Here is a 17,941-nt window from a genome sequence, read left to right on the forward strand (position 1 = left end):
GGTTCTAAGTTCTTTTTCTTTCCCCTGCAACCTTTGAATTGCAAAAACGCCTTGCGGCGAGAGTCAGAGTACCTCACTGGCGAAATCAGCCAAACGGGAACGCTCGCCGCGAGCCAGTGTAATGTGCCCACCATGTGGCCATCCCTTGAAGCGGTCAACCGCAAAGGTCATCCCTGAGGAGCCTTCGGTCAGGTAAGGCGTGTCAATCTGCGCGAGGTTGCCCATGCAGACAATTTTGGTACCCGGCCCGGCGCGGGTGATAAGAGTCTTCATTTGCTTCGGCGTAAGATTTTGCGCCTCGTCAATGATGACGTACTTGTTGAGAAAGGTCCGGCCGCGCATAAAATTCATGCTTTTGACCTTGATGCGTGAACGTATCAACTCATTGGTCGCCGCCCGGCCCCATTCTCCGGTGCCGCTGTCAGATTTTCCCAGAACTTCCAGGTTGTCGTCGAGCGCACCCATCCACGGGCCCATTTTTTCTTCTTCGGTACCAGGCAGAAAACCGATATCCTCGCCAACCGATACCGTAGCACGTGTCATGATGATTTCGGTGTAGCGGCGATCATCCAGCACTTGCGTGAGGCCGCTGGCCAACGCCATCAGCGTTTTGCCGGTGCCCGCCGTGCCTGCCAACGTGACGAAGTCTACTTCCGGATCCATGAGCAGGTTCATCGCGAAGTTTTGTTCGCGATTGCGCATGGTCACGCCCCAAATGGCATTCTTTAGATGGGTGTAGTCCTTGAGGGTCTTAAGTACCGCCGTTTTGGCCTGTATTTCAGTAACGCGGGCATACAGCGGCGGCTCCCCCGCCACCTCAAAAAATACAAACTGGTTAATTAGCAAGCTGGCCACTATCGGCCCCGCAATGCGGTAGAAGGTATGACTGCCTTGCTGCCAGCTTTCTACGGTTTTGCTCTGGCGCGTCCAAAAATCCGCTGGCAGGGCCAGCGAGCCGGCATACAGCAGGTCATCGTCTTCTAGCGTTTTATCGCTTTGGTAGTCGTCGGTGGCCAGCCCAAGAGCTCTTGCCTTGACGCGCATGTTGATATCTTTAGAAACCAGTACTACTTCGCGCGGAGCAAATTCCTTGCGCAGGGCCTCGACCACACCGAGGATCTGGTTGTCCGCTTTACCCTGCGGCAGGCTTATCGGGAGTGTGTAATCGAGTGGTTTGGTCTGGAAGAATAGGTTGCCACCCGCCTCCGGGTGTCCAGTCGTGTCCAACTTAAGGCCCTTGCCAATGTCGGCGCCGTGAGCGCCTGCCAACGCGTCCAGTGAACGGCTGGTTTGGCGCGCATTGCGAGCCACTTCGGTCATACCTTTTTTATGTCCATCGAGCTCTTCGAGCACGATCATGGGTAAAAAGATATCGTGCTCTTCAAAGCGGAACAGGCACATCGGGTCATGCATCAGCACATTGGTGTCCAACACAAAAAGTTTGGCTTGCCCTATGCGCTTGGTTTTTTTCAGCTTCACCACGGGCGGGGACAACGGACTACTTTCTTTTCTAGAACTGTCCGAAACTGTTGTCACCAGACTGCCTGACGTTTTTCCTTTATCCGGCACCGGATGGTCGCCATTGCGTGGTGCCAGGCTGTCAAATAATGCCACTGTTGGCGCTTTATGGGTAGATTCAGCGCGCCCCATCTTTCGTGGAGCCTTGGAGGGCAAGCGCGCGGGTGCATCCAGAGCGCTGGGGATGAGTAATGAGGCACGTTTCGTTGGAGCGGAAGGCAGGGGCATTGGGCTTAAAACTCTCTAAATTAAGGTTTCTGGACATAAAAAAGCCGCCTTGGGACCAAGGCGGCTTTTTTTGATTTCAGTTTGAAAGATCGCCCATATGCACCGATTATGCATAACGCCTGCGGCAGGACAATCCACAATTACTAACGAGAGCCGAATCGTTTTCAGGCGGGCTTTTTAAGAGCCTTTACAGCCTTAAGTACGTCGTCAACGTGACCGGGAACTTTCAGCCCACGCCATTCGTTTTTTAACAGACCATCGGCACCCACCAGGAAGGTGCTGCGCTCAATGCCCTTGACCTTTTTTCCGTACATGATTTTGTTTTTGACCACGCCGAACATGTGGCACATTTTTTCTTCGGTATCTGCAATCAGCTCGAAAGGAAGCTCAAGCTTGGACTTGAATTCATCATGAGACTTCATGTTGTCGCGAGAGACACCAAATACGGTAGCGCCGGCCTTGACAAAATCCTTGTAGCGGTCGCGAAACTGCATTGCTTCAGTGGTGCAGCCCGGGGTGTTGTCTTTGGGGTAAAAGTACAGCACCACGACTTTGCCCAGATGCGTTTGGTTAGAAACCCTGAGGCCACCTGTAGCGTTCGCTTCAAATTCGGGAAGAGGTTTATTGACGACGACTGCCATACTGAGTAGACCCTGACGAAAGTAGTTGTAATTAGCCGTGCCCTTTGACAACGAACCCGGGTGGTAGTTCCGCGTGTCGTGTCAAGTGCAACCCTAGATTTTACTCTGAAAGAAGGGCGTTTCAGCCTTCCGTGCCATCTGGCTCAATCAACAAGGCTGCAATTACTCGGCGGCCCTCGCCCGCCAGGATGTTGTAAGTGCGACAAGCTGCAACTGTGTCCATGGTTTCAAGACCTATGTGACAGTCAATAAGTCCGCGCAAAAGTGCAGGGGGTGGAAACCGCAATCGCGAACCACTCCCGAAAATAACCAGTTCCGGTTGCGTTTTGGCGAGGAGGGTGAAATGGTCTTCAGTAAGCTGATCGAAGTGCGCGCACTTCCAGTCAAATTTCTCGCCGCGGGAGCCAATCACAATGCTTTGCTCGATTTTTTCAGCCGTACCGTTGCGGCCCAGACCGATCCACCCGGGGCCATAGCCGAGGATGGATTGAACATCGAAATGGTCTGGTTGAAGTTTCATGGGCATTCAGGGCGTTGTGGAAGTCGCAAATGGCCGCAGACAGCCGTTGTTAACGTACTTTTTCCAAGAGAAAGCCGCGTTTTGTGTGGTCAAATTATAAATTACGCTTGAATTTTCCGTTGTAGTGCTGGTTATTGCTCCTGATGAGCTCGGGCGTTTCCAGCGCGGTTGCTTTGCGACAACTACAACGGTCTTGCCGTTACATTAAAAAAACATCATGAAACCGATCACCAAATCTGCCAAGTTAGCCAATGTCCTTTACGACATCCGCGGACCCATCATGGACGCCGCCAAGCAGATGGAGGAAGACGGGCAAAAGCTCATCAAGCTTAATCTTGGCAACCTCGGGGCGTTCGGTTTTGATGCGCCTGAGGAAATTCAGCAGGACATGATCCGCAACCTGCCAGCCTCGGCCGGCTACTCGGACAGCAAGGGTATTTTCGCGGCGCGCAAGGCGGTAATGCACGAAACGCAGAAGCAGGGTATCCAGGGCGTGCTGCTCGACGACATTTACCTGGGCAACGGCGCCAGCGAACTGATCGCGATGGCCACCAATGCGTTGCTCGACGACGGCGACCAGTTGCTACTGCCTGCCCCCGACTATCCCTTGTGGACGGCAAGCGCGAGTCTGTCGGGCGGCACGCCGGTGCACTACATGTGTGACGAGGACAACGGCTGGATGCCGAACCTGGTCGACATTCGCGCCAAGATCACACCCAAGACCAAAGCCATTGTGGTTATCAACCCAAACAACCCAACCGGCGCACTGTATTCCGACGAACTGCTCAAGGGCATCGTCGAAATCGCGCGGGAACATGGCTTGGTGATTCTCGCGGACGAGGTGTATGACAAGGTGCTGTACGACGGCGTCAAACACACCGCCATTGCAAGCCTGTCGACGGACGTGCTTACGCTGACCTTCAATTCGCTGTCCAAGAGCTACCGTTCCTGCGGTTATCGTGCGGGATGGCTGGTGGTGTCTGGACCCAAGAAGCTGGCGCAGGACTACATTGAGGGCCTCAACATGCTGGCGAACATGAAGCTGTGCTCCAACGTGCCCGGCCAGTGGGCGATCCAGACCGCCTTGGGTGGCTACCAGAGCATCAATGACCTGGTGGGCGAGGGAGGGCGCCTGCGGCGTCAGCGCGACCTTGCGTACGAGTTAATCTCCGCGATTCCGGGGGTCAGTTGTGTCAGGCCCCGCGCGGCTCTCTATATGTTTCCCAGACTCGATCCCGAGGTCTATCCCATCAAAGACGACCGGCAGTTTTTCCTCGATCTGTTGAAGGCAACCAAGGTCTTGCTGGTGCAGGGCACCGGCTTCAACTGGGCGGCGCCGGACCATTTTCGTATCGTCTTTTTGCCGCATGAAGACGACCTTCGAGAAGCCATTGGGCGGATTGCCAAGTTTCTTGAGGCGTACCGCAGTAAACGCATTTGATTTTCGTTTTTTAATAAGAATTCCTAGCTACTATGAAATCAATCAACTTGAGCCCGATCAGGGTGGGCCTTTTGGGTATGGGTACTGTCGGGACCGGCACCTTCAATGTGTTGCAACGCAACCAGGAAGAGATCCGCCGCCGCGCTGGCCGAGGAATTGAGATCACGATGGTGGCCGACCTTGACGTAGCGCGCGCGCGGGCTGCAGTGGGGGACGGGGTTGAGGTGGTAGCCGATGCGCGCAAGGTCGTGGCCAGCCCGGACATCGACATTGTGGTTGAACTCATCGGTGGCTACGGAATTGCCAAAGCATTGGTACTGGAGGCGATTGAGGCCGGCAAGCACGTGGTCACCGCCAACAAGGCCCTGCTTGCAGTGCACGGGACCGAGATTTTTGCCGCAGCGCACCGCAAGGGTGTCATGGTCGCTTTCGAGGCGGCCGTCGCCGGCGGCATTCCCATCATCAAGGCGTTACGTGAAGGCCTGACCGCCAACAGTATCCAGTGGATTGCCGGCATCATCAACGGCACAACAAACTTCATTCTTTCGGAGATGCGCGACAAAGGGCTGGACTTTGACGTGGCACTGAAAGAAGCGCAGCGCCTGGGTTATGCCGAGGCTGATCCAAGCTTCGATATTGAGGGCGTGGACGCGGGCCACAAGGTGACGCTGATGTCCGCCATTGCCTTTGGTATTCCGGTGCAGTTCGACAAGGCTTATGTCGAGGGCATCACCAATCTGGCAGCGCAAGATATTCGCTATGCCGAACAACTCGGTTACCGCATCAAGCTGCTGGGCATTACCAAGCGTGTCGCGAAGGGCATCGAATTGCGCGTGCACCCAAGCCTGGTGCCGGCCAAACGCCTGATCGCCAATGTTGAGGGTGCGATGAACGCGGTTGTGGTGCAGGGCGACGCCGTCGGTACCACGCTTTATTACGGCAAGGGCGCTGGCAGCGAGCCGACCGCCAGCGCGGTGATTGCTGATCTTGTCGACATTGCACGGCTTCATACGGCCGACCCCGGACATCGCGTACCGCACCTGGCGTTCCAGCCCGACGCAATGAGTGACCTGTCCGTCTTGCTGATGTCCGAGGTGGTGACCAGCTACTATTTGCGCCTCAAGGTGGCCGACGAAGCTGGCGTGCTGGCCAAAGTCACCGGCATTCTCGCATCGCTTGGCATCAGCATTGACGCCGTATTACAACGCGAAGCCGATGAAGTCGGCGGCGAAGGGGCCACCCAAACCGACCTTATCATCCTCACACATGACTGCTTGGAGGCGCGGATGAACGAGGCGCTGGCGGAGATTCAGGCGCTGCCCACCGTGCTTGCGCCCATCACGCGCATCCGCAAGGAGGAGCTCGCTTAATGCGTTACCTTTCAACGCGCGGGCACAGTGACCGCAAGCGTTTCTGCGAAATTCTGCTCGAAGGCTTGGCGCCGGATGGCGGTTTGTACTTGCCTGAGCACTATCCGCAAGTTGACGACGCAACCCTGACGGCGTGGCGCAATCTGCCTTACGCGGATTTGGCGTTCGAGATTTTGTCGCTCTACATTGACGACATTCCTGCCGCAGACCTACTGGCCATTTGCCGCAAAACCTATACAGAAGCCATTTTTGGTACGGCGAAGATTGTGCCGCTTCGGCCGCTGGAAAGTGGGCTATACCTGGAAGCCTTGTCGAATGGTCCAACGCTGGCCTTTAAAGATCTGGCCATGCAATTGCTTGGTAACCTGTTCGAATATGAACTGACCCGTCGCGGTGAAGAACTCAATATTCTTGGAGCCACCAGCGGCGACACCGGCAGCGCGGCGGAATACGCCATGCGCGGCAAGAAGGGGGTGCGCGTTTTCATGACCTCGCCGAAGGGCCGCATGAGCCCATTCCAGCAAGCGCAGATGTTCAGCTTGCAGGATGAAAACATCCATAACATTGCAGTTGAAGGCGTGTTTGACGATTGCCAGGATATTGTGAAAGCGGTTTCCAACGATCTGGAGTTCAAACGCCAATACAAAATCGGGACGGTTAACTCCATCAATTGGGCGCGCCTGATGGCCCAGGTCGTTTATTACTTTGCGGGCTATATCCAGGCCACAAAATCAAATGATGAGACGGTCAGCTTCACGGTGCCTTCGGGAAACTTCGGCAACGTCTGTGCCGGCCATGTAGCGCGCAGCATGGGCCTGCCGGTCGACAAGCTGGTGGTTGCCACCAACGAGAATGACGTACTTGACGAGTTTTTCCGCAGCGGCGTATACAGAGTGCGAGGCAGCGCCGATACCCACGAGACGTCCAGCCCGTCGATGGACATCTCCAAAGCGTCGAATTTTGAGCGTTTTGTATTTGACCTGCTTGGCCGGGATGGTGACCGAACCAAAGCGCTTTTTCATGACCAGTTGGCTGAACACGGCCGTTTCGATCTGAGCCTCGACCCCGCCTTCAAATCGGCCGCCCAGCGCTACGGCTTTGTGAGTGGCAAAAGCACCCACGCGGATAGACTGGCCACGATTCGCGATACTTACCAGCGCTTTGGCACCATGATCGACACCCACACCGCCGATGGTTTGAAGGTAGCGCGGGAGCAGGTTCAACCCGGCGTGCCCATGCTCGTGCTGGAAACAGCACTTCCCATTAAGTTTGCTGCCACCATTGAGGAAGCGCTGGGTAAATCCCCAGACCGGCCCGCCAGGTTTGAGGGTATTGAGTCCCTGCCCAAACGAGTCAGGGTGTTGCCGGCCGACGTGGCCGTAATCAAGCGTTACATCGCCAGCAATGTGCATTAAATTCGGTCACAGCCCAGATTTCGCTCAACAATCAAGACTGGCCACTCAAAATTGATCACGCCCGTTCCGGACCTATTGCCATGAGCCTCGCTCCCTCCAACGCTGCCATACCCACAACGCCAGCCAGTGCCTTGCCCGCTGCGCGAGCATCTCTCAAGCCCTTTGACGTCGCGCTGGCGGAGCTGCTGGCTCGGGCCGCACCGTTACCAGGTATCGAGACCCTTTCAACTTTTGATGCGGATGGCCGTGTGTTGACCCAGGACTTGGTAGCCAGTCTGAATGTTCCCGCTCACGACAACAGTTCCATGGATGGTTATGCCGTTCGGTGTACTGATTGGAAAAACTCCAACACGGTTTTTCAGGTGACCCAGCGCATTCAGGCGGGAAGCAATGGGCAGGCGTTGTTGCCGGGTTCTGTGGCACGAATTTTTACCGGTGCGCCCATTCCTCCCGGGTCCGATGCCGTGGTCATGCAGGAAGATTGCGAAACGTCGGCGGCAGGAACCGAACCACATCCCCGTGTTCGCATCCAGGCTCAGCCCAAACCGGGGCAATGGATTCGCCGCTGTGGCGAGGACGTTGCCGCCGGCGCGGTAGTGCTGCACCGCGGCGAACGCATGACCCCCGCCTCCTTGGGGCTGGCGGCCAGCATCGGTTTCGCCCATCTCCAGGTCAGCAAGCGTGTGCGGGTCGCCTTGTTTTCAACTGGCGACGAGCTTGTCATGCCCGGCGCGGTAGCGCCTGCCGACATGCGACCAGGCGCTATTTACAACTCCAACCGCTTTTTCTTGAAAGCCCTTCTGCAGCGGCTGGGCTGCACTGTGAGCGATCTGGGCATCGTGCCCGACCGCCTCGATGCAACGATAGCTGCGCTCAAAGGCGCGAGCCAGCAACACGACCTTATCCTGACCAGCGGCGGGGTCTCGGTCGGTGAAGAAGATCACATCAAACCTGCAGTGCAAGCGCTGGGTGAACTGAGCCTTTGGCAAATCGCCATCAAGCCCGGTAAACCATTTGCTTATGGCCAAGTCAAGGCAGCGCATTTCATCGGCTTGCCAGGTAATCCGGTGTCCAGCTTTGTGACTTTTCTGTTGTTGGTCAGGCCCTTTATCCTCAAGCTCCAGGGCGCCACCGAGATCGCTACAAAATCTATAGCACTGCCGGCCCACTTCGATTGGGCTAAAGCCGACAAGCGGCGAGAGTTTTTGCGTGTGAGACGCGATGAGGCGGGTGGGTTGGAGCTATTTGCCAACCAGAGCTCCGGTGTGCTCACCTCTGCCGTTTGGGCCGACGGGCTAGTCGACAATCCCCCCGGTCAAGCCATTGCGTATGGCGACACCGTGCAATTTCTCCCGTTTTCGGCCCTGATGTCGTGAATGTTGGCGCCTGAAAGTCCGCCAATGAAAATTACCATCAAATACTTCGCTTCTATCCGCGAAGCCATCGGACAGGGCAGCGAGCTGCGGGAGACTTCCGCCACCAACCTGGGGACCTTGCGCGACGAACTCCTGTCTGCGAGCCCCGCGCATGCCGGAAGTCTGGCACGTGGAAAATCTGTCCGTATGGCGCTGAACCAGATCATGAGCGACGAGTCTGCCGTTTTGGTCGACGGTTGCGAAGTCGCATTTTTCCCCCCGGTCACAGGCGGCTAGATGACGCCCCGCGTGACGATCCAGATTGAAGACTTTGATCTTGCTGCAGAGATTCAGGTCTTACGCAAAGATGACAAGCGCGTTGGCGCCGTTTGCAGCTTCATCGGCACCGTACGTGACCTGAATGACGGTTTGACCGTCAACAGCATGGAGCTCGAGCATTACCCTGGAATGACTGAAAAAGCCATCGAAGCGATGATCGACGAAGCGGTGGCGCGGTTTGATATTTTTGCCGTCCAGGTGATTCACCGGGTAGGACTTCTGCAGCCCCTGGATCAGGTGGTTATGGTGGCCGTAACGGCCTCTCATCGGGGTGAGAGTTTCAAGGCTTGTGAATTTTTGATGGATTACCTGAAGACTCAGGCACCATTCTGGAAGAAGGAACAGACCCCCGAAGGAGCACGCTGGGTCGATGCGCGCGTCAGCGACGATGCTGCGCTAGCCCAGTGGGGCATCCTCGCCAACAACGCTTGAGCTGAAAAGCCCGGGATTGATTTTTCTCATGCGGCTAGTGTTCAATTCAATTTGCTCCATTGAGGTCGCTTGCAAATTTGCATAAAAGCCCCAAGATCTAAAGGGACAACTTTTTTAGAGTTCTACCCGGAGTGACTTCATGCGGCAAGACAAACTGACCACTAAATTTCAGGAAGCCCTGAGCGATGCCCAATCGCTGGCCCTGGGCAACGACAACGGCTACATCGAGCCCGCGCATCTGCTGGCAGCGATGCTGCGACAAGAGGATGGGCCGCGCGCCGTGCTCGAGCGAGCAGGGGTTAATGTCCATGGTTTGATGCAGGCGGCCGACGCCGCCGTCAAAAAGCTGGCCCAGGTACAGGGGCAAGATCAGATTCAAATCGGTCCCGACCTCGCAAAACTGCTTCAGGCCACAGAAAAAGAATCCATCAAGCGCGGGGATCAATTCATTGCAGGGGAATTGTTTCTGCTGGCCCTGACCGACAGTAAAAGTGAGGTGGGCAAGCTGGCCAAAGAAAACGGCCTGAGTCGCAAAGCGCTTGAGAAGGCCATTGATGCCGTGCGCGGCGGCCAGAACGTCGACAGTGCCGACGCAGAAGGCCAGCGCGAAGCGTTGAAAAAATACACCATGGACCTGACCGAACGGGCACGGCTGGGCAAGCTCGATCCGGTTATCGGCCGCGACGATGAAATTCGCCGCGCCATTCAGGTGCTGCAACGCCGCACTAAAAACAACCCGGTATTGATCGGCGAGCCAGGGGTCGGCAAGACGGCCATCGTGGAAGGTCTTGCCCAGCGTATTGTGGCCGGAGAAGTGCCCGATTCGCTGAAAGGTAAACGGGTGCTGTCTCTGGACATGGCGGCGTTGCTGGCGGGTGCCAAATTTCGCGGTGAGTTCGAGGAGCGGCTAAAGACCGTACTGAAGGAACTGGCCCAGGATGAAGGCCAGACCATCGTCTTTATTGATGAACTACACACCATGGTGGGCGCCGGTAAAGCGGAAGGCGCGATGGATGCGGGAAACATGCTCAAGCCAGCGTTGGCGCGAGGTGAGTTGCATTGCGTCGGAGCCACGACGCTAGACGAGTACCGAAAGTACATTGAAAAGGATGCCGCGCTGGAACGACGCTTCCAGAAGATTCTGGTGGGTGAGCCGTCGGTTGAAGCCACCATCGCCATATTGCGGGGTCTGAAAGAAAAATACGAGCTGCACCATGGGGTCCAGATCACTGATCCGGCCATCGTCGCTGCGGCGGAGCTTTCACATCGCTACATCACGGACCGATTTCTGCCCGACAAGGCGATTGACCTGATCGACGAAGCGGCGAGCAAGATCAGCATCGAACGGGACTCCAAACCGGAGGTGATGGACAAGCTTGACCGCCGGTTGATCCAGTTGCAAATCGAGCGCGAGGCCGTGCGCCGCGAAAAAGACGAGTCTTCGCAGAAACGTTTTGGATTGATTGAAGAGGAAATCGTCAAATTACAGAAGGAAATCTCTGACCTGGATGAAATCTGGCAAGCTGAAAAAGCGCAGGCGTTGGGCTCCAAAGATGTGATGGAAGAGATCGACCGCATTCGCTTTCAGATCGAAGAATTTACACGCAAAGGCGACTTCAACAAGGTCGCAGAACTGCAATACGGGAAGTTGCCGGAGCTTGAAAAGCGACTCAAGCAGGCGCAAGACAGCGAAGCCCACAAGGACACCAGCAACGCGCCAAAGCTGCTTCGTACCCAGGTTGGCGCTGAAGAAATTGCCGAAGTCGTGGCTCGCGCTACCGGCATTCCCGTTAGCAAACTGATGCAAGGCGAACGCGATAAATTGCTGCTTATGGAAGACAAACTGCATCAACGCGTGGTGGGTCAAGACGAGGCCATTGGTGCGGTCGCCAATGCGATACGCCGTTCCCGGTCGGGTCTGAGTGATCCGAATCGCCCGACTGGTTCATTTTTGTTCCTGGGCCCCACGGGCGTCGGTAAAACCGAGTTGTGCAAGGCGTTAGCCGGATTTTTGTTCGACAGCGAAGACCACCTGATTCGCGTCGATATGAGCGAGTTCATGGAAAAGCACTCTGTGGCGCGCCTGATTGGCGCGCCACCCGGGTATGTCGGTTACGAGGAGGGCGGTCATTTAACCGAGGCGGTTCGCCGCAAACCCTATAGCGTGCTCCTGCTGGACGAGGTTGAAAAAGCCCACCCGGATGTTTTTAACGTTTTGCTGCAGGTGCTGGACGATGGCCGCCTGACCGATGGCCAGGGACGCACGGTAGACTTTAAAAATACCGTGATTGTGATGACCAGCAACATCGGTTCACCCCTGATTCAGTCGATGGTCGGACGGCCGACGGAAGAGATCAAGGACGCGGTGACGGACGAGCTCAAAAATTATTTCCGTCCTGAATTTTTGAACCGGATCGATGAGACCGTAGTGTTCCACGCGCTGGATGCGCAAAACATTGAGGCCATCGCTCGTATCCAACTCAAAGTGCTGCAAGCGCGCTTGCAGAAGATGGACTTGACGCTGGAAGTATCGGAGCCTGCTATTGCCGAGCTGGCCAAGGTGGGCTTTGATCCGGTTTATGGTGCGCGGCCGCTGAAACGCGCCATTCAGCAGCGGATTGAAAACCCGCTGTCCAAACTGCTGCTTGAAGGCCGCTTTCCGCCCAAGAGTGTGATTCCAGTCGGGGTGGACCCGATCCGTGCACCGGGGGTTTTTAGTTTTGGGGTGGCGGCTTAACGCAGCAAGGCATCCCATGAACTGGCGTTGAAAAACGCCATTTTTCTGCCAGCTGCTTGTGTTTTCTGATTGGGTGTCGGTACTGAATCAGGTACCGAGAAATTTAGCCCGCTACCTTGTTGCAGGTAGCGGGTTTGTTCATGTTCCTTCGAGCATATGCAGGTGTGCGCGCAGGCTGTCGAGTTCGTCCAACAGCTCCAGCGCCAGTGCCGCGCCAGCCAGGTTGACGCCCAGATCGTTTTGCAGTCGCAGGGCGACTTTGGCGCGGTACAGGTGCACACCGGTAAATTGCCAGTGATCGGGCGTACTCCCTTCTGGCGTTAGCACGCCTTCGTTCACAAGATCAATGATCATGTCGGCCTGCGCCGCACAAGCACGGCAGATTTCGGCAAGTGTCAGCTCGGTTTGTTCCTCAAGAATGAAGCTGGTGATTTCTGTCAGCTTGAAGTTGGGCGTCATGGCTTGTCTCCCAGTTTCGCGCGTGGGTGAAAGGAATTGAACTGTTGGGCCATGCCTTGGTAAAACGACTTGCCGGAGTCGGTGTCGGCAGGGGGCACTAACACCTGAATCACGAAGTAAAAATCACCGGGTGTAGCGCCAGGGAGCCCCCGACCTTTAAGCCGCAGCTTGCGTCCGGCAGCCGACCCCGGCGGTATCTTGACTTCGACGTGTCCCGTCGGAGTGGGCGCTTCGACCTCGGCGCCCAGCGCGGCTTCCCATGGTGCAATCGGCAAGTCCAGATAAACATCGTGTTTGTCCACTCGGTAACGCGGGTGAGGCCGGATTTCCACGTCCAGATAGAGATCGCCAGGGCTGCCTTCGCCCATACCCGGTGCGCCCTGTCCCGCCAAGCGGATGTGTTGGCCGGCTCGTATACCTTTAGGAATTGTGAAAGTAATCTGGTGCTCGCGCGCAATGACATGTCCTTGGTCATCCATCTCGGGCACGCGCAGGCTGAGGGTCCGTGTGGGACCACTGTAGGAGTCTTCCAGATCGATCTCTATTTTCGCGTGGTGGTCTTCACCCTGGGCACTGAATGTTGCACGGCGGCCGCTGCTGTTGCCGTCATTTCTTTTTCCTGCACTGGCAAAACCCTGACGAAACAGTGTTTCGAAGAAGTCGCTGTGATCGCCGGGGTTGCCACCGCCGAACCCGCGTTCGAAACCGCTGCCGGCATATTCCGCGCCTGCATTCCACTCAGGGGGAGGGCGGAAGTCCTGTCCGGCTTTCCAGTTAGCTCCCAGCTGGTCGTAAGCGGCGCGCTTGTCCGGGTCTTTTAACACCTCATAGGCTTCCCCTACGGCCTTGAACTGGACTTCCGCGTTCTTTTCTTTACTCACGTCGGGGTGATATTTGCGAGCCAGCTTGCGGTGCGCACGCTTGATGTCGTCTTGCGTCGCGTCGCGCGCCAAGCCCATTACTTTGTAGTAATCCTTGAATTCCATGAAAGACCTTTAGAGAAGGAGTGCTCGTTATTCCCTACGATAACGGAAATTCCGGAATAGTTGGAATGCCCTGGCCAGCAATTTCAATTTTGCAACTATTCAAAACGCAATCACTTAACTGGAATCACGGTTCCCGCAGGGACCGGCACGGCGGTAACGCTGTTTTGAGGGGAGCCTTCGATGAAGCGGTCGGAGTAGGTCAGGTAAACAAGCGTATTGCGTTTGCTATCTACCAAACGCACCACCCGCAGCCTTTTGAAGACGAGGGAAATGCGCTCGCTGAACATCTCCTCCTGGTGAACCAGCGGCTTGGTGCCAAAGCTGATGGGTCCGGTCTGTCGGCAGGCAATGGACGCTTCAGCCTTGTCCTCAGCCAGACCCAGAGCTCCTTTGATACCGCCCGTCTTGGCCCGCGATACGTAGCACGTCACGCCGTTCACCTGAGGGTCGTCGTAGGCATCCACCACGATTTTGTGGTCCGGCCCCAGGAGCTTAAAGACGGTGTCTACTGCGCCGATTTGCTCGCTGTAAGCGCCGTTACAGACGCCGAGCAGAACGGCCAGGCTGAGGCCGTATCGCTTGGTCATGAATCGTCGTGGGGTGAAGGTTTTCATGGTGAGTCCCTAGCGTGAAATGGGTGAAATCGGTGAAGTGCTTTCACAGTGAGTCGACAGGTTTGCCGATTCACTGGAGTCAAGTCCCTAATGTACAAACTTGTGGCCCTCTATCATCGCCCGATGACTCTTTCCCACGCTCCTATTTGTGCCATCAGTCTTCGCGCCCTTTTTGACGACCAGCACCGAGCCAGCCGGGTGCAAGTTGAGGTGCCACTGGCGTTGCGACGCGATCGGCTGCTGCGAATTCGGGCCTTGTTGCAAACGCATGGGAGCGCGCTTGCGCAGGCGGTACAGGCCGATTTCGGTGTCCGGTCTCCGCAACTAACTGAAATCGCCGACCTGTTCGTGCTGCGAACGATGCTCTCAAGCACGCTGAAGGCCTTGCCTAAATGGATCAAGCCGGTGCGGGTGCACACGCCAATTTATTTGCAACCCTCGCGTGCTTATCTGGCGCGCCAGCCCTTGGGCGTGGTGGGGGTGGTGTCGCCTTGGAACTACCCGATCCAGTTGTCCCTCGGCCCGGCCATCACGGCCTTGGCCGCTGGCAACCGTGTCATGCTCAAGCCTAGCGAACTGACGCCGCAGACCTCTACGTTGTTAGGTGAGTTGATCGGCAGAGCCTTTGCACAAGACGAACTGTGCGTCGTGCAGGGGGAGGGTGAAAATCCGGCTGAATTTGCAGCTGAATTCGCCAGCCTGCCCTTTGATCATTTATTTTTCACTGGCTCCACGGCGGTTGGCCGCAAGGTGGCGGCGGCTGCTGCGGCCAACCTGACGCCCACCACACTGGAGCTCGGCGGGAAATCGCCCTGCCTCATCGACCCTTCGTGCGAACTGCGCGAAGCGGCCCTCAAAATCGCTCATGGCAAGCTGCTCAATGCCGGGCAGACCTGCATCGCTCCGGACTATGTGCTGCTGCCCCGCGGCCGTGAGGCAGCGTTTGCTGACGCCTTTGCGCGTGCAGTTGCCCAGCTGTTTCCCACCATTTCCGGCAACCCCGACTACGCCGCCATTATTAGTCCGCACCACTACGAACGGCTGCAAACGTTACTGGAGCAGGCGGAGGGTGAGGGCGCCCGTCTGCAGGTCGTCAACCCAGAGGGTGATGGCGTGGCGTCTGCCAAATCGCGCGATCGCGCGTCGCGGCAAATGGCACCGGTTTTAGTATTTGGTGCCGCCAGCCACTCTCGGTTGTTACAGGAAGAAATTTTTGGTCCGATCTTGCCGGTGGTGCTGTACGACACACTGGACGAGGCGATTGAATACATCAACACGCGGCCACGGCCCCTGGCGCTGTATTGGTTCGGGACAGACGAGGTTTCGCGCAATCAGGTGCTGGCGCGCACCGTGAGCGGCGGGGTCACCGTCAACGATACGCTGATGCACATTGCGCACGAAAACCTGCCTTTTGGTGGCGTGGGCGAGAGTGGCTGGGGCGCCTACCATGGCGAAACCGGTTTTCTGCGCCTGACGCTGCAAAAGCCGGTGCTGGTGCAGTCAAGCTGGGCGCGGGGCGATTTGTTCTATCCGCCTTACGGCAAACGCTTTGACCAGATCATGGGGATTCTCAAGCGCCTGATTTAAGTAACGCAGTAGTTCAGTAGCTTGGTATCGGGGTGACCTTGTCCCGCGAATGCAATCAATTCAGTTGCTACTATTTTTATAGCCTCGTAGAGACGTCACTATTCGATTCGAGGCCTTCTGAATGAACACTGGTGTTAATGCGTCGGGTTGCTGGGTAATTGTTCGGCCACCAGTTCGACCAGGCTGGCAATGCGGGTAGGCCACTGGTCAATCTCCGCAGCTTCCATAAAATTCAGGCGGCAACTCGCGCAGGACACCACCACGGTGTCTGCCCCCGTGGCTTCGATCTGTTCACGCTTGATCTCCCAGGCTGCGTGTCGAAGCGGTTCCGCCCGGTTGATCAGGAAGGTCCCGGCACCGCCGCCGCAGCACCAGTTGAGTTCCGCGGTCGGTGCGGTCTCCCGAAAATCAACGCCCAGCGCGCGGATGGCCACCCGGGGCTCGTCAATCACACCGCCGTGGCGGGCCAGCTTGCAGGCATCGTGGTACGTGAACTTCTGGCCGGCCTTGCCCGGCTTGATCTGAAGCCTTCCGCACTGAATTTCCCGGCCTACAAACTCGGACACCGCCAGGACTTCGAAAGGCAGGGGATCGCCGTTGTCGAGTCGGCCCTCCCAGCGCAGCGCCGGGTAAGCGTGTCCGCATTCGGGAAGGATGACCGTGCGAGCGCCAATCGCGAGCGCCTCGTCGATCAGGCGTTTGCTGGCGGCTTTTTGCAGCGACTCGTTGCCTGAGAGTAGACCAAAGTTGGCCGCCTCGAAACCGGCACTGCGCAGGGTCCACGACAGGCCCAGATGATTGAGGATACGCCCTGTGGCGGCCAATGCATCCTGAAACAACAAGACGTCGATCACCGTGGTCACCAACATCACATCGGCCTTCGGTTCGTCCAGTGGAATGGTGATACCTTGCGCCCGAAGTGCTTGGACGGTCTTTTCCAGTTCAGCGGGCCCTACACCAAACACCGTGCCACGCCCGGCCTGCTCTTGCGCCACCGCCATCAACTCCAGCGGAGCCAGGCCAGCTTCCGAGAGGGCTTCCCGCATAACGTTTACCCCGCGCGCAATATTGATACCCATCGGACACACCATGCTGCAGCGGCCGCACTCGGTGCAGGTGTCGTAGACCAACGCTTGCCATTCCTGCAAGTCGTCCACGGTGATGTCGCGTGTGAAAAGGCGGTGGATAGGCGCAAACGCCGAGCTTTCGCGTAGATGCACGCGCCGTAGTAAATCAAGCTTTCGCGTTGGCGTGTATTGGGGGTCCTGGGTGCCCTGATAGAAGTGGCAGGCTTCGGAGCAGTAGCCACAATTCACGCAGGCCTCCAAATCCATGGCAAGGGCTCGGTCGGTCTTCAGACGCATCACGGCCTTGGCCCGCGACAGCCGCTCCGCATCCGTCAGTTTCTCGGGCCGCGCCATCTCACCCAAGTGGCGGATCGCCTCCTGGAATTGCTTGAAAACAGCTTGGTCAATCATGTGCGTACTCCCCGGCGTCCAAGAAATCTGGCAAGCCGCATTCGGTTGGGAAACACCAGAAAAGCGTGCATCAATTTACCGAACGGAAACCACACCAGCAGCAGCTCCAGACTTAGCAGATGCAGCGCCAGGGGGCCTCGGTAGAGGGGGCTAGCGTAGGCGAGCAACGCAGTCGATTGTTCGCCCACCACGGCCATCCCAGTCACCACCGGCAGCATGGTGACCGCCCAGGTCACCATATCGTCGAGTCTGGAGATTTTTTTGAGCACCGGGTCTGTGAGCCGAAATACCAGAGCCATGATCAGCGACACGATGGTGGCGGCCGCAGCGACATACATCACCATGTCGGGCAAGGCGGGCCAGCTTAGGCCGGTCAGTCGGCGAATGAATGCAATGTGGGGCGCATAGGCAAAGAAAATCAATGCCAGGCCGATATGAAAAACGTAAGGGTTAACCGTTATCAGCGTGGCGCTGGGGTGAAATCCACGGTGGGGAACCATTTTCGACAGACTGGCTTTGAGCGCATCGACGGTTCCAAACGCCTGGCGCGCCGGTGCGCTTGCGACCGATGCGTGTGGCAGACGCCATAAAATAAAAAATCGCCATGCCACCCCCAACACAAATACAAGGATCGCAACCGTGAGCAGGGGGCCGCGTGCCCAATCGAGCATATCCATCTGGTACTGCCTTTCCTTTGGCTATCGCATTGGTTGAGGCTAGCATCATGCTCCCGGCAAAGAATTGATGCACGTCAAATTTACCGGTCCAATTGCTGCACAAAAATAAGTTCGAGACTTAATTTGCTATCAAAAAAAATAGCT

Annotated in this window: 16 protein-coding genes; 8 read left to right on the forward strand and 8 right to left on the reverse strand. The window is 56.8% G+C overall.

Going from position 1 to position 17,941, the window contains the following annotated elements:
• Window positions 1-63 precede the first annotated feature (63 nt).
• The 3 genes from HHJ16_RS01050 to HHJ16_RS01060 form a co-directional block, all read right to left on the reverse strand.
• Window positions 64-1,746 (reverse strand): PhoH family protein, encoded by a 1,683-nt coding sequence (locus tag HHJ16_RS01050; RefSeq protein ID WP_293639954.1) that lies wholly within the window; start codon window positions 1,744-1,746, stop codon window positions 64-66.
• Window positions 1,747-1,910: 164 nt separating this feature from the next.
• Complete coding sequence (locus HHJ16_RS01055) at window positions 1,911-2,387, reverse strand: peroxiredoxin (protein ID WP_293639956.1); 477 nt, start codon at window positions 2,385-2,387, stop codon at window positions 1,911-1,913.
• A 121-nt stretch (window positions 2,388-2,508) separates the two neighbouring features.
• Complete coding sequence (locus tag HHJ16_RS01060; RefSeq protein WP_293639958.1) at window positions 2,509-2,907, reverse strand: Mth938-like domain-containing protein; 399 nt, start codon at window positions 2,905-2,907, stop codon at window positions 2,509-2,511.
• A 217-nt stretch (window positions 2,908-3,124) separates the two neighbouring features.
• Here HHJ16_RS01060 and HHJ16_RS01065 point away from each other — a divergent pair, with 217 nt between their 5' ends.
• The 7 genes from HHJ16_RS01065 (at window position 3,125) to clpB (ending at window position 11,996) form a co-directional block, all read left to right on the forward strand.
• Entirely contained in the window at window positions 3,125-4,348 is a 1,224-nt protein-coding gene (locus tag HHJ16_RS01065; protein ID WP_293639960.1) for a pyridoxal phosphate-dependent aminotransferase, read from the forward strand.
• Between the two features lie 47 nt (window positions 4,349-4,395).
• Window positions 4,396-5,718: a homoserine dehydrogenase gene (locus tag HHJ16_RS01070; protein ID WP_293640017.1), complete on the forward strand. Its 1,323-nt coding sequence runs from the start codon at window positions 4,396-4,398 to the stop codon at window positions 5,716-5,718.
• Window positions 5,718-7,133: a threonine synthase gene (gene thrC, locus HHJ16_RS01075; RefSeq protein WP_293639962.1), complete on the forward strand. Its 1,416-nt coding sequence runs from the start codon at window positions 5,718-5,720 to the stop codon at window positions 7,131-7,133. Before HHJ16_RS01070 ends, thrC begins: the two co-directional genes overlap by 1 nt.
• Window positions 7,134-7,213: 80 nt before the next feature.
• Entirely contained in the window at window positions 7,214-8,509 is a 1,296-nt protein-coding gene (gene glp / locus HHJ16_RS01080) for a gephyrin-like molybdotransferase Glp (RefSeq protein WP_293639963.1), read from the forward strand.
• 24 nt (window positions 8,510-8,533) lie between these two features.
• Window positions 8,534-8,785 carry a MoaD/ThiS family protein gene (locus HHJ16_RS01085; RefSeq protein WP_293639965.1) on the forward strand — a complete coding sequence of 84 codons (252 nt, stop codon included), beginning with the start codon at window positions 8,534-8,536 and terminating at the stop codon, window positions 8,783-8,785.
• A complete protein-coding gene (locus tag HHJ16_RS01090) occupies window positions 8,786-9,259 on the forward strand; it encodes a molybdenum cofactor biosynthesis protein MoaE (protein WP_293639967.1) in 474 nt (157 codons plus the stop codon).
• Between the two features lie 139 nt (window positions 9,260-9,398).
• Window positions 9,399-11,996, forward strand: a complete 2,598-nt coding sequence (gene clpB, locus HHJ16_RS01095) for an ATP-dependent chaperone ClpB (RefSeq protein ID WP_293639968.1) — start codon at window positions 9,399-9,401, stop codon at window positions 11,994-11,996.
• A 138-nt stretch (window positions 11,997-12,134) separates the two neighbouring features.
• Here the strand turns inward: clpB and HHJ16_RS01100 are convergent, their stop codons facing one another.
• From HHJ16_RS01100 to HHJ16_RS01110, 3 genes are all read right to left on the reverse strand, one after another.
• Window positions 12,135-12,455: a chaperone modulator CbpM gene (locus HHJ16_RS01100; protein ID WP_293639970.1), complete on the reverse strand. Its 321-nt coding sequence runs from the start codon at window positions 12,453-12,455 to the stop codon at window positions 12,135-12,137.
• A complete protein-coding gene (locus tag HHJ16_RS01105) occupies window positions 12,452-13,441 on the reverse strand; it encodes a DnaJ C-terminal domain-containing protein (RefSeq protein ID WP_293639972.1) in 990 nt (329 codons plus the stop codon). The genes HHJ16_RS01100 and HHJ16_RS01105 overlap by 4 nt, the downstream gene beginning before the upstream one ends.
• Window positions 13,442-13,551: 110 nt before the next feature.
• Window positions 13,552-14,028, reverse strand: a complete 477-nt coding sequence (locus HHJ16_RS01110; RefSeq protein WP_293640018.1) for a CreA family protein — start codon at window positions 14,026-14,028, stop codon at window positions 13,552-13,554.
• A gap of 150 nt (window positions 14,029-14,178) precedes the next feature.
• On the opposite strand from HHJ16_RS01110, the gene HHJ16_RS01115 reads away from it, so the two are divergent.
• The gene (locus HHJ16_RS01115) at window positions 14,179-15,642 is read left to right on the forward strand and encodes an aldehyde dehydrogenase family protein (RefSeq protein WP_293639974.1); all 1,464 of its coding nucleotides are present in this window, start codon (window positions 14,179-14,181) and stop codon (window positions 15,640-15,642) included.
• A 134-nt stretch (window positions 15,643-15,776) separates the two neighbouring features.
• On the opposite strand, the gene HHJ16_RS01120 is transcribed toward HHJ16_RS01115, so the two are convergent.
• Together HHJ16_RS01120 and HHJ16_RS01125 are read right to left on the reverse strand one after the other, a co-directional pair.
• Complete coding sequence (locus HHJ16_RS01120; protein ID WP_293639976.1) at window positions 15,777-17,120, reverse strand: (Fe-S)-binding protein; 1,344 nt, start codon at window positions 17,118-17,120, stop codon at window positions 15,777-15,779.
• Window positions 17,117-17,797: a hypothetical protein gene (locus tag HHJ16_RS01125; RefSeq protein ID WP_293639978.1), complete on the reverse strand. Its 681-nt coding sequence runs from the start codon at window positions 17,795-17,797 to the stop codon at window positions 17,117-17,119. The genes HHJ16_RS01120 and HHJ16_RS01125 overlap by 4 nt, the downstream gene beginning before the upstream one ends.
• Window positions 17,798-17,941: the final 144 nt, after the last annotated feature.

Origin of the sequence: Polaromonas sp. (assembly GCF_012927485.1) — a bacterium.
Lineage (GTDB): Bacteria > Pseudomonadota > Gammaproteobacteria > Burkholderiales > Burkholderiaceae_C > Polaromonas.

Excerpts from the sequence above, each read along its gene's own strand:
- HHJ16_RS01055 (WP_293639956.1), bottom strand. The coding sequence starts at position 2,387 with ATGGCAGTCGTCGTCAATAAACCTCTTCCCGAATTTGAAGCGAACGCT.
- HHJ16_RS01090 (WP_293639967.1), top strand. The coding sequence starts at position 8,786 with ATGACGCCCCGCGTGACGATCCAGATTGAAGACTTTGATCTTGCTGCA.
- HHJ16_RS01110 (WP_293640018.1), bottom strand. The coding sequence starts at position 14,028 with ATGACCAAGCGATACGGCCTCAGCCTGGCCGTTCTGCTCGGCGTCTGT.
- HHJ16_RS01105 (WP_293639972.1), bottom strand. The coding sequence starts at position 13,441 with ATGGAATTCAAGGATTACTACAAAGTAATGGGCTTGGCGCGCGACGCG.
- HHJ16_RS01100 (WP_293639970.1), bottom strand. The coding sequence starts at position 12,455 with ATGACGCCCAACTTCAAGCTGACAGAAATCACCAGCTTCATTCTTGAG.
- HHJ16_RS01065 (WP_293639960.1), top strand. The coding sequence starts at position 3,125 with ATGAAACCGATCACCAAATCTGCCAAGTTAGCCAATGTCCTTTACGAC.
- glp (WP_293639963.1), top strand. The coding sequence starts at position 7,214 with ATGAGCCTCGCTCCCTCCAACGCTGCCATACCCACAACGCCAGCCAGT.
- HHJ16_RS01115 (WP_293639974.1), top strand. The coding sequence starts at position 14,179 with ATGACTCTTTCCCACGCTCCTATTTGTGCCATCAGTCTTCGCGCCCTT.
- HHJ16_RS01125 (WP_293639978.1), bottom strand. The coding sequence starts at position 17,797 with ATGGATATGCTCGATTGGGCACGCGGCCCCCTGCTCACGGTTGCGATC.
- clpB (WP_293639968.1), top strand. The coding sequence starts at position 9,399 with ATGCGGCAAGACAAACTGACCACTAAATTTCAGGAAGCCCTGAGCGAT.
- HHJ16_RS01085 (WP_293639965.1), top strand. The coding sequence starts at position 8,534 with ATGAAAATTACCATCAAATACTTCGCTTCTATCCGCGAAGCCATCGGA.
- HHJ16_RS01120 (WP_293639976.1), bottom strand. The coding sequence starts at position 17,120 with ATGATTGACCAAGCTGTTTTCAAGCAATTCCAGGAGGCGATCCGCCAC.
- HHJ16_RS01060 (WP_293639958.1), bottom strand. The coding sequence starts at position 2,907 with ATGAAACTTCAACCAGACCATTTCGATGTTCAATCCATCCTCGGCTAT.
- thrC (WP_293639962.1), top strand. The coding sequence starts at position 5,718 with ATGCGTTACCTTTCAACGCGCGGGCACAGTGACCGCAAGCGTTTCTGC.
- HHJ16_RS01050 (WP_293639954.1), bottom strand. The coding sequence starts at position 1,746 with ATGCCCCTGCCTTCCGCTCCAACGAAACGTGCCTCATTACTCATCCCC.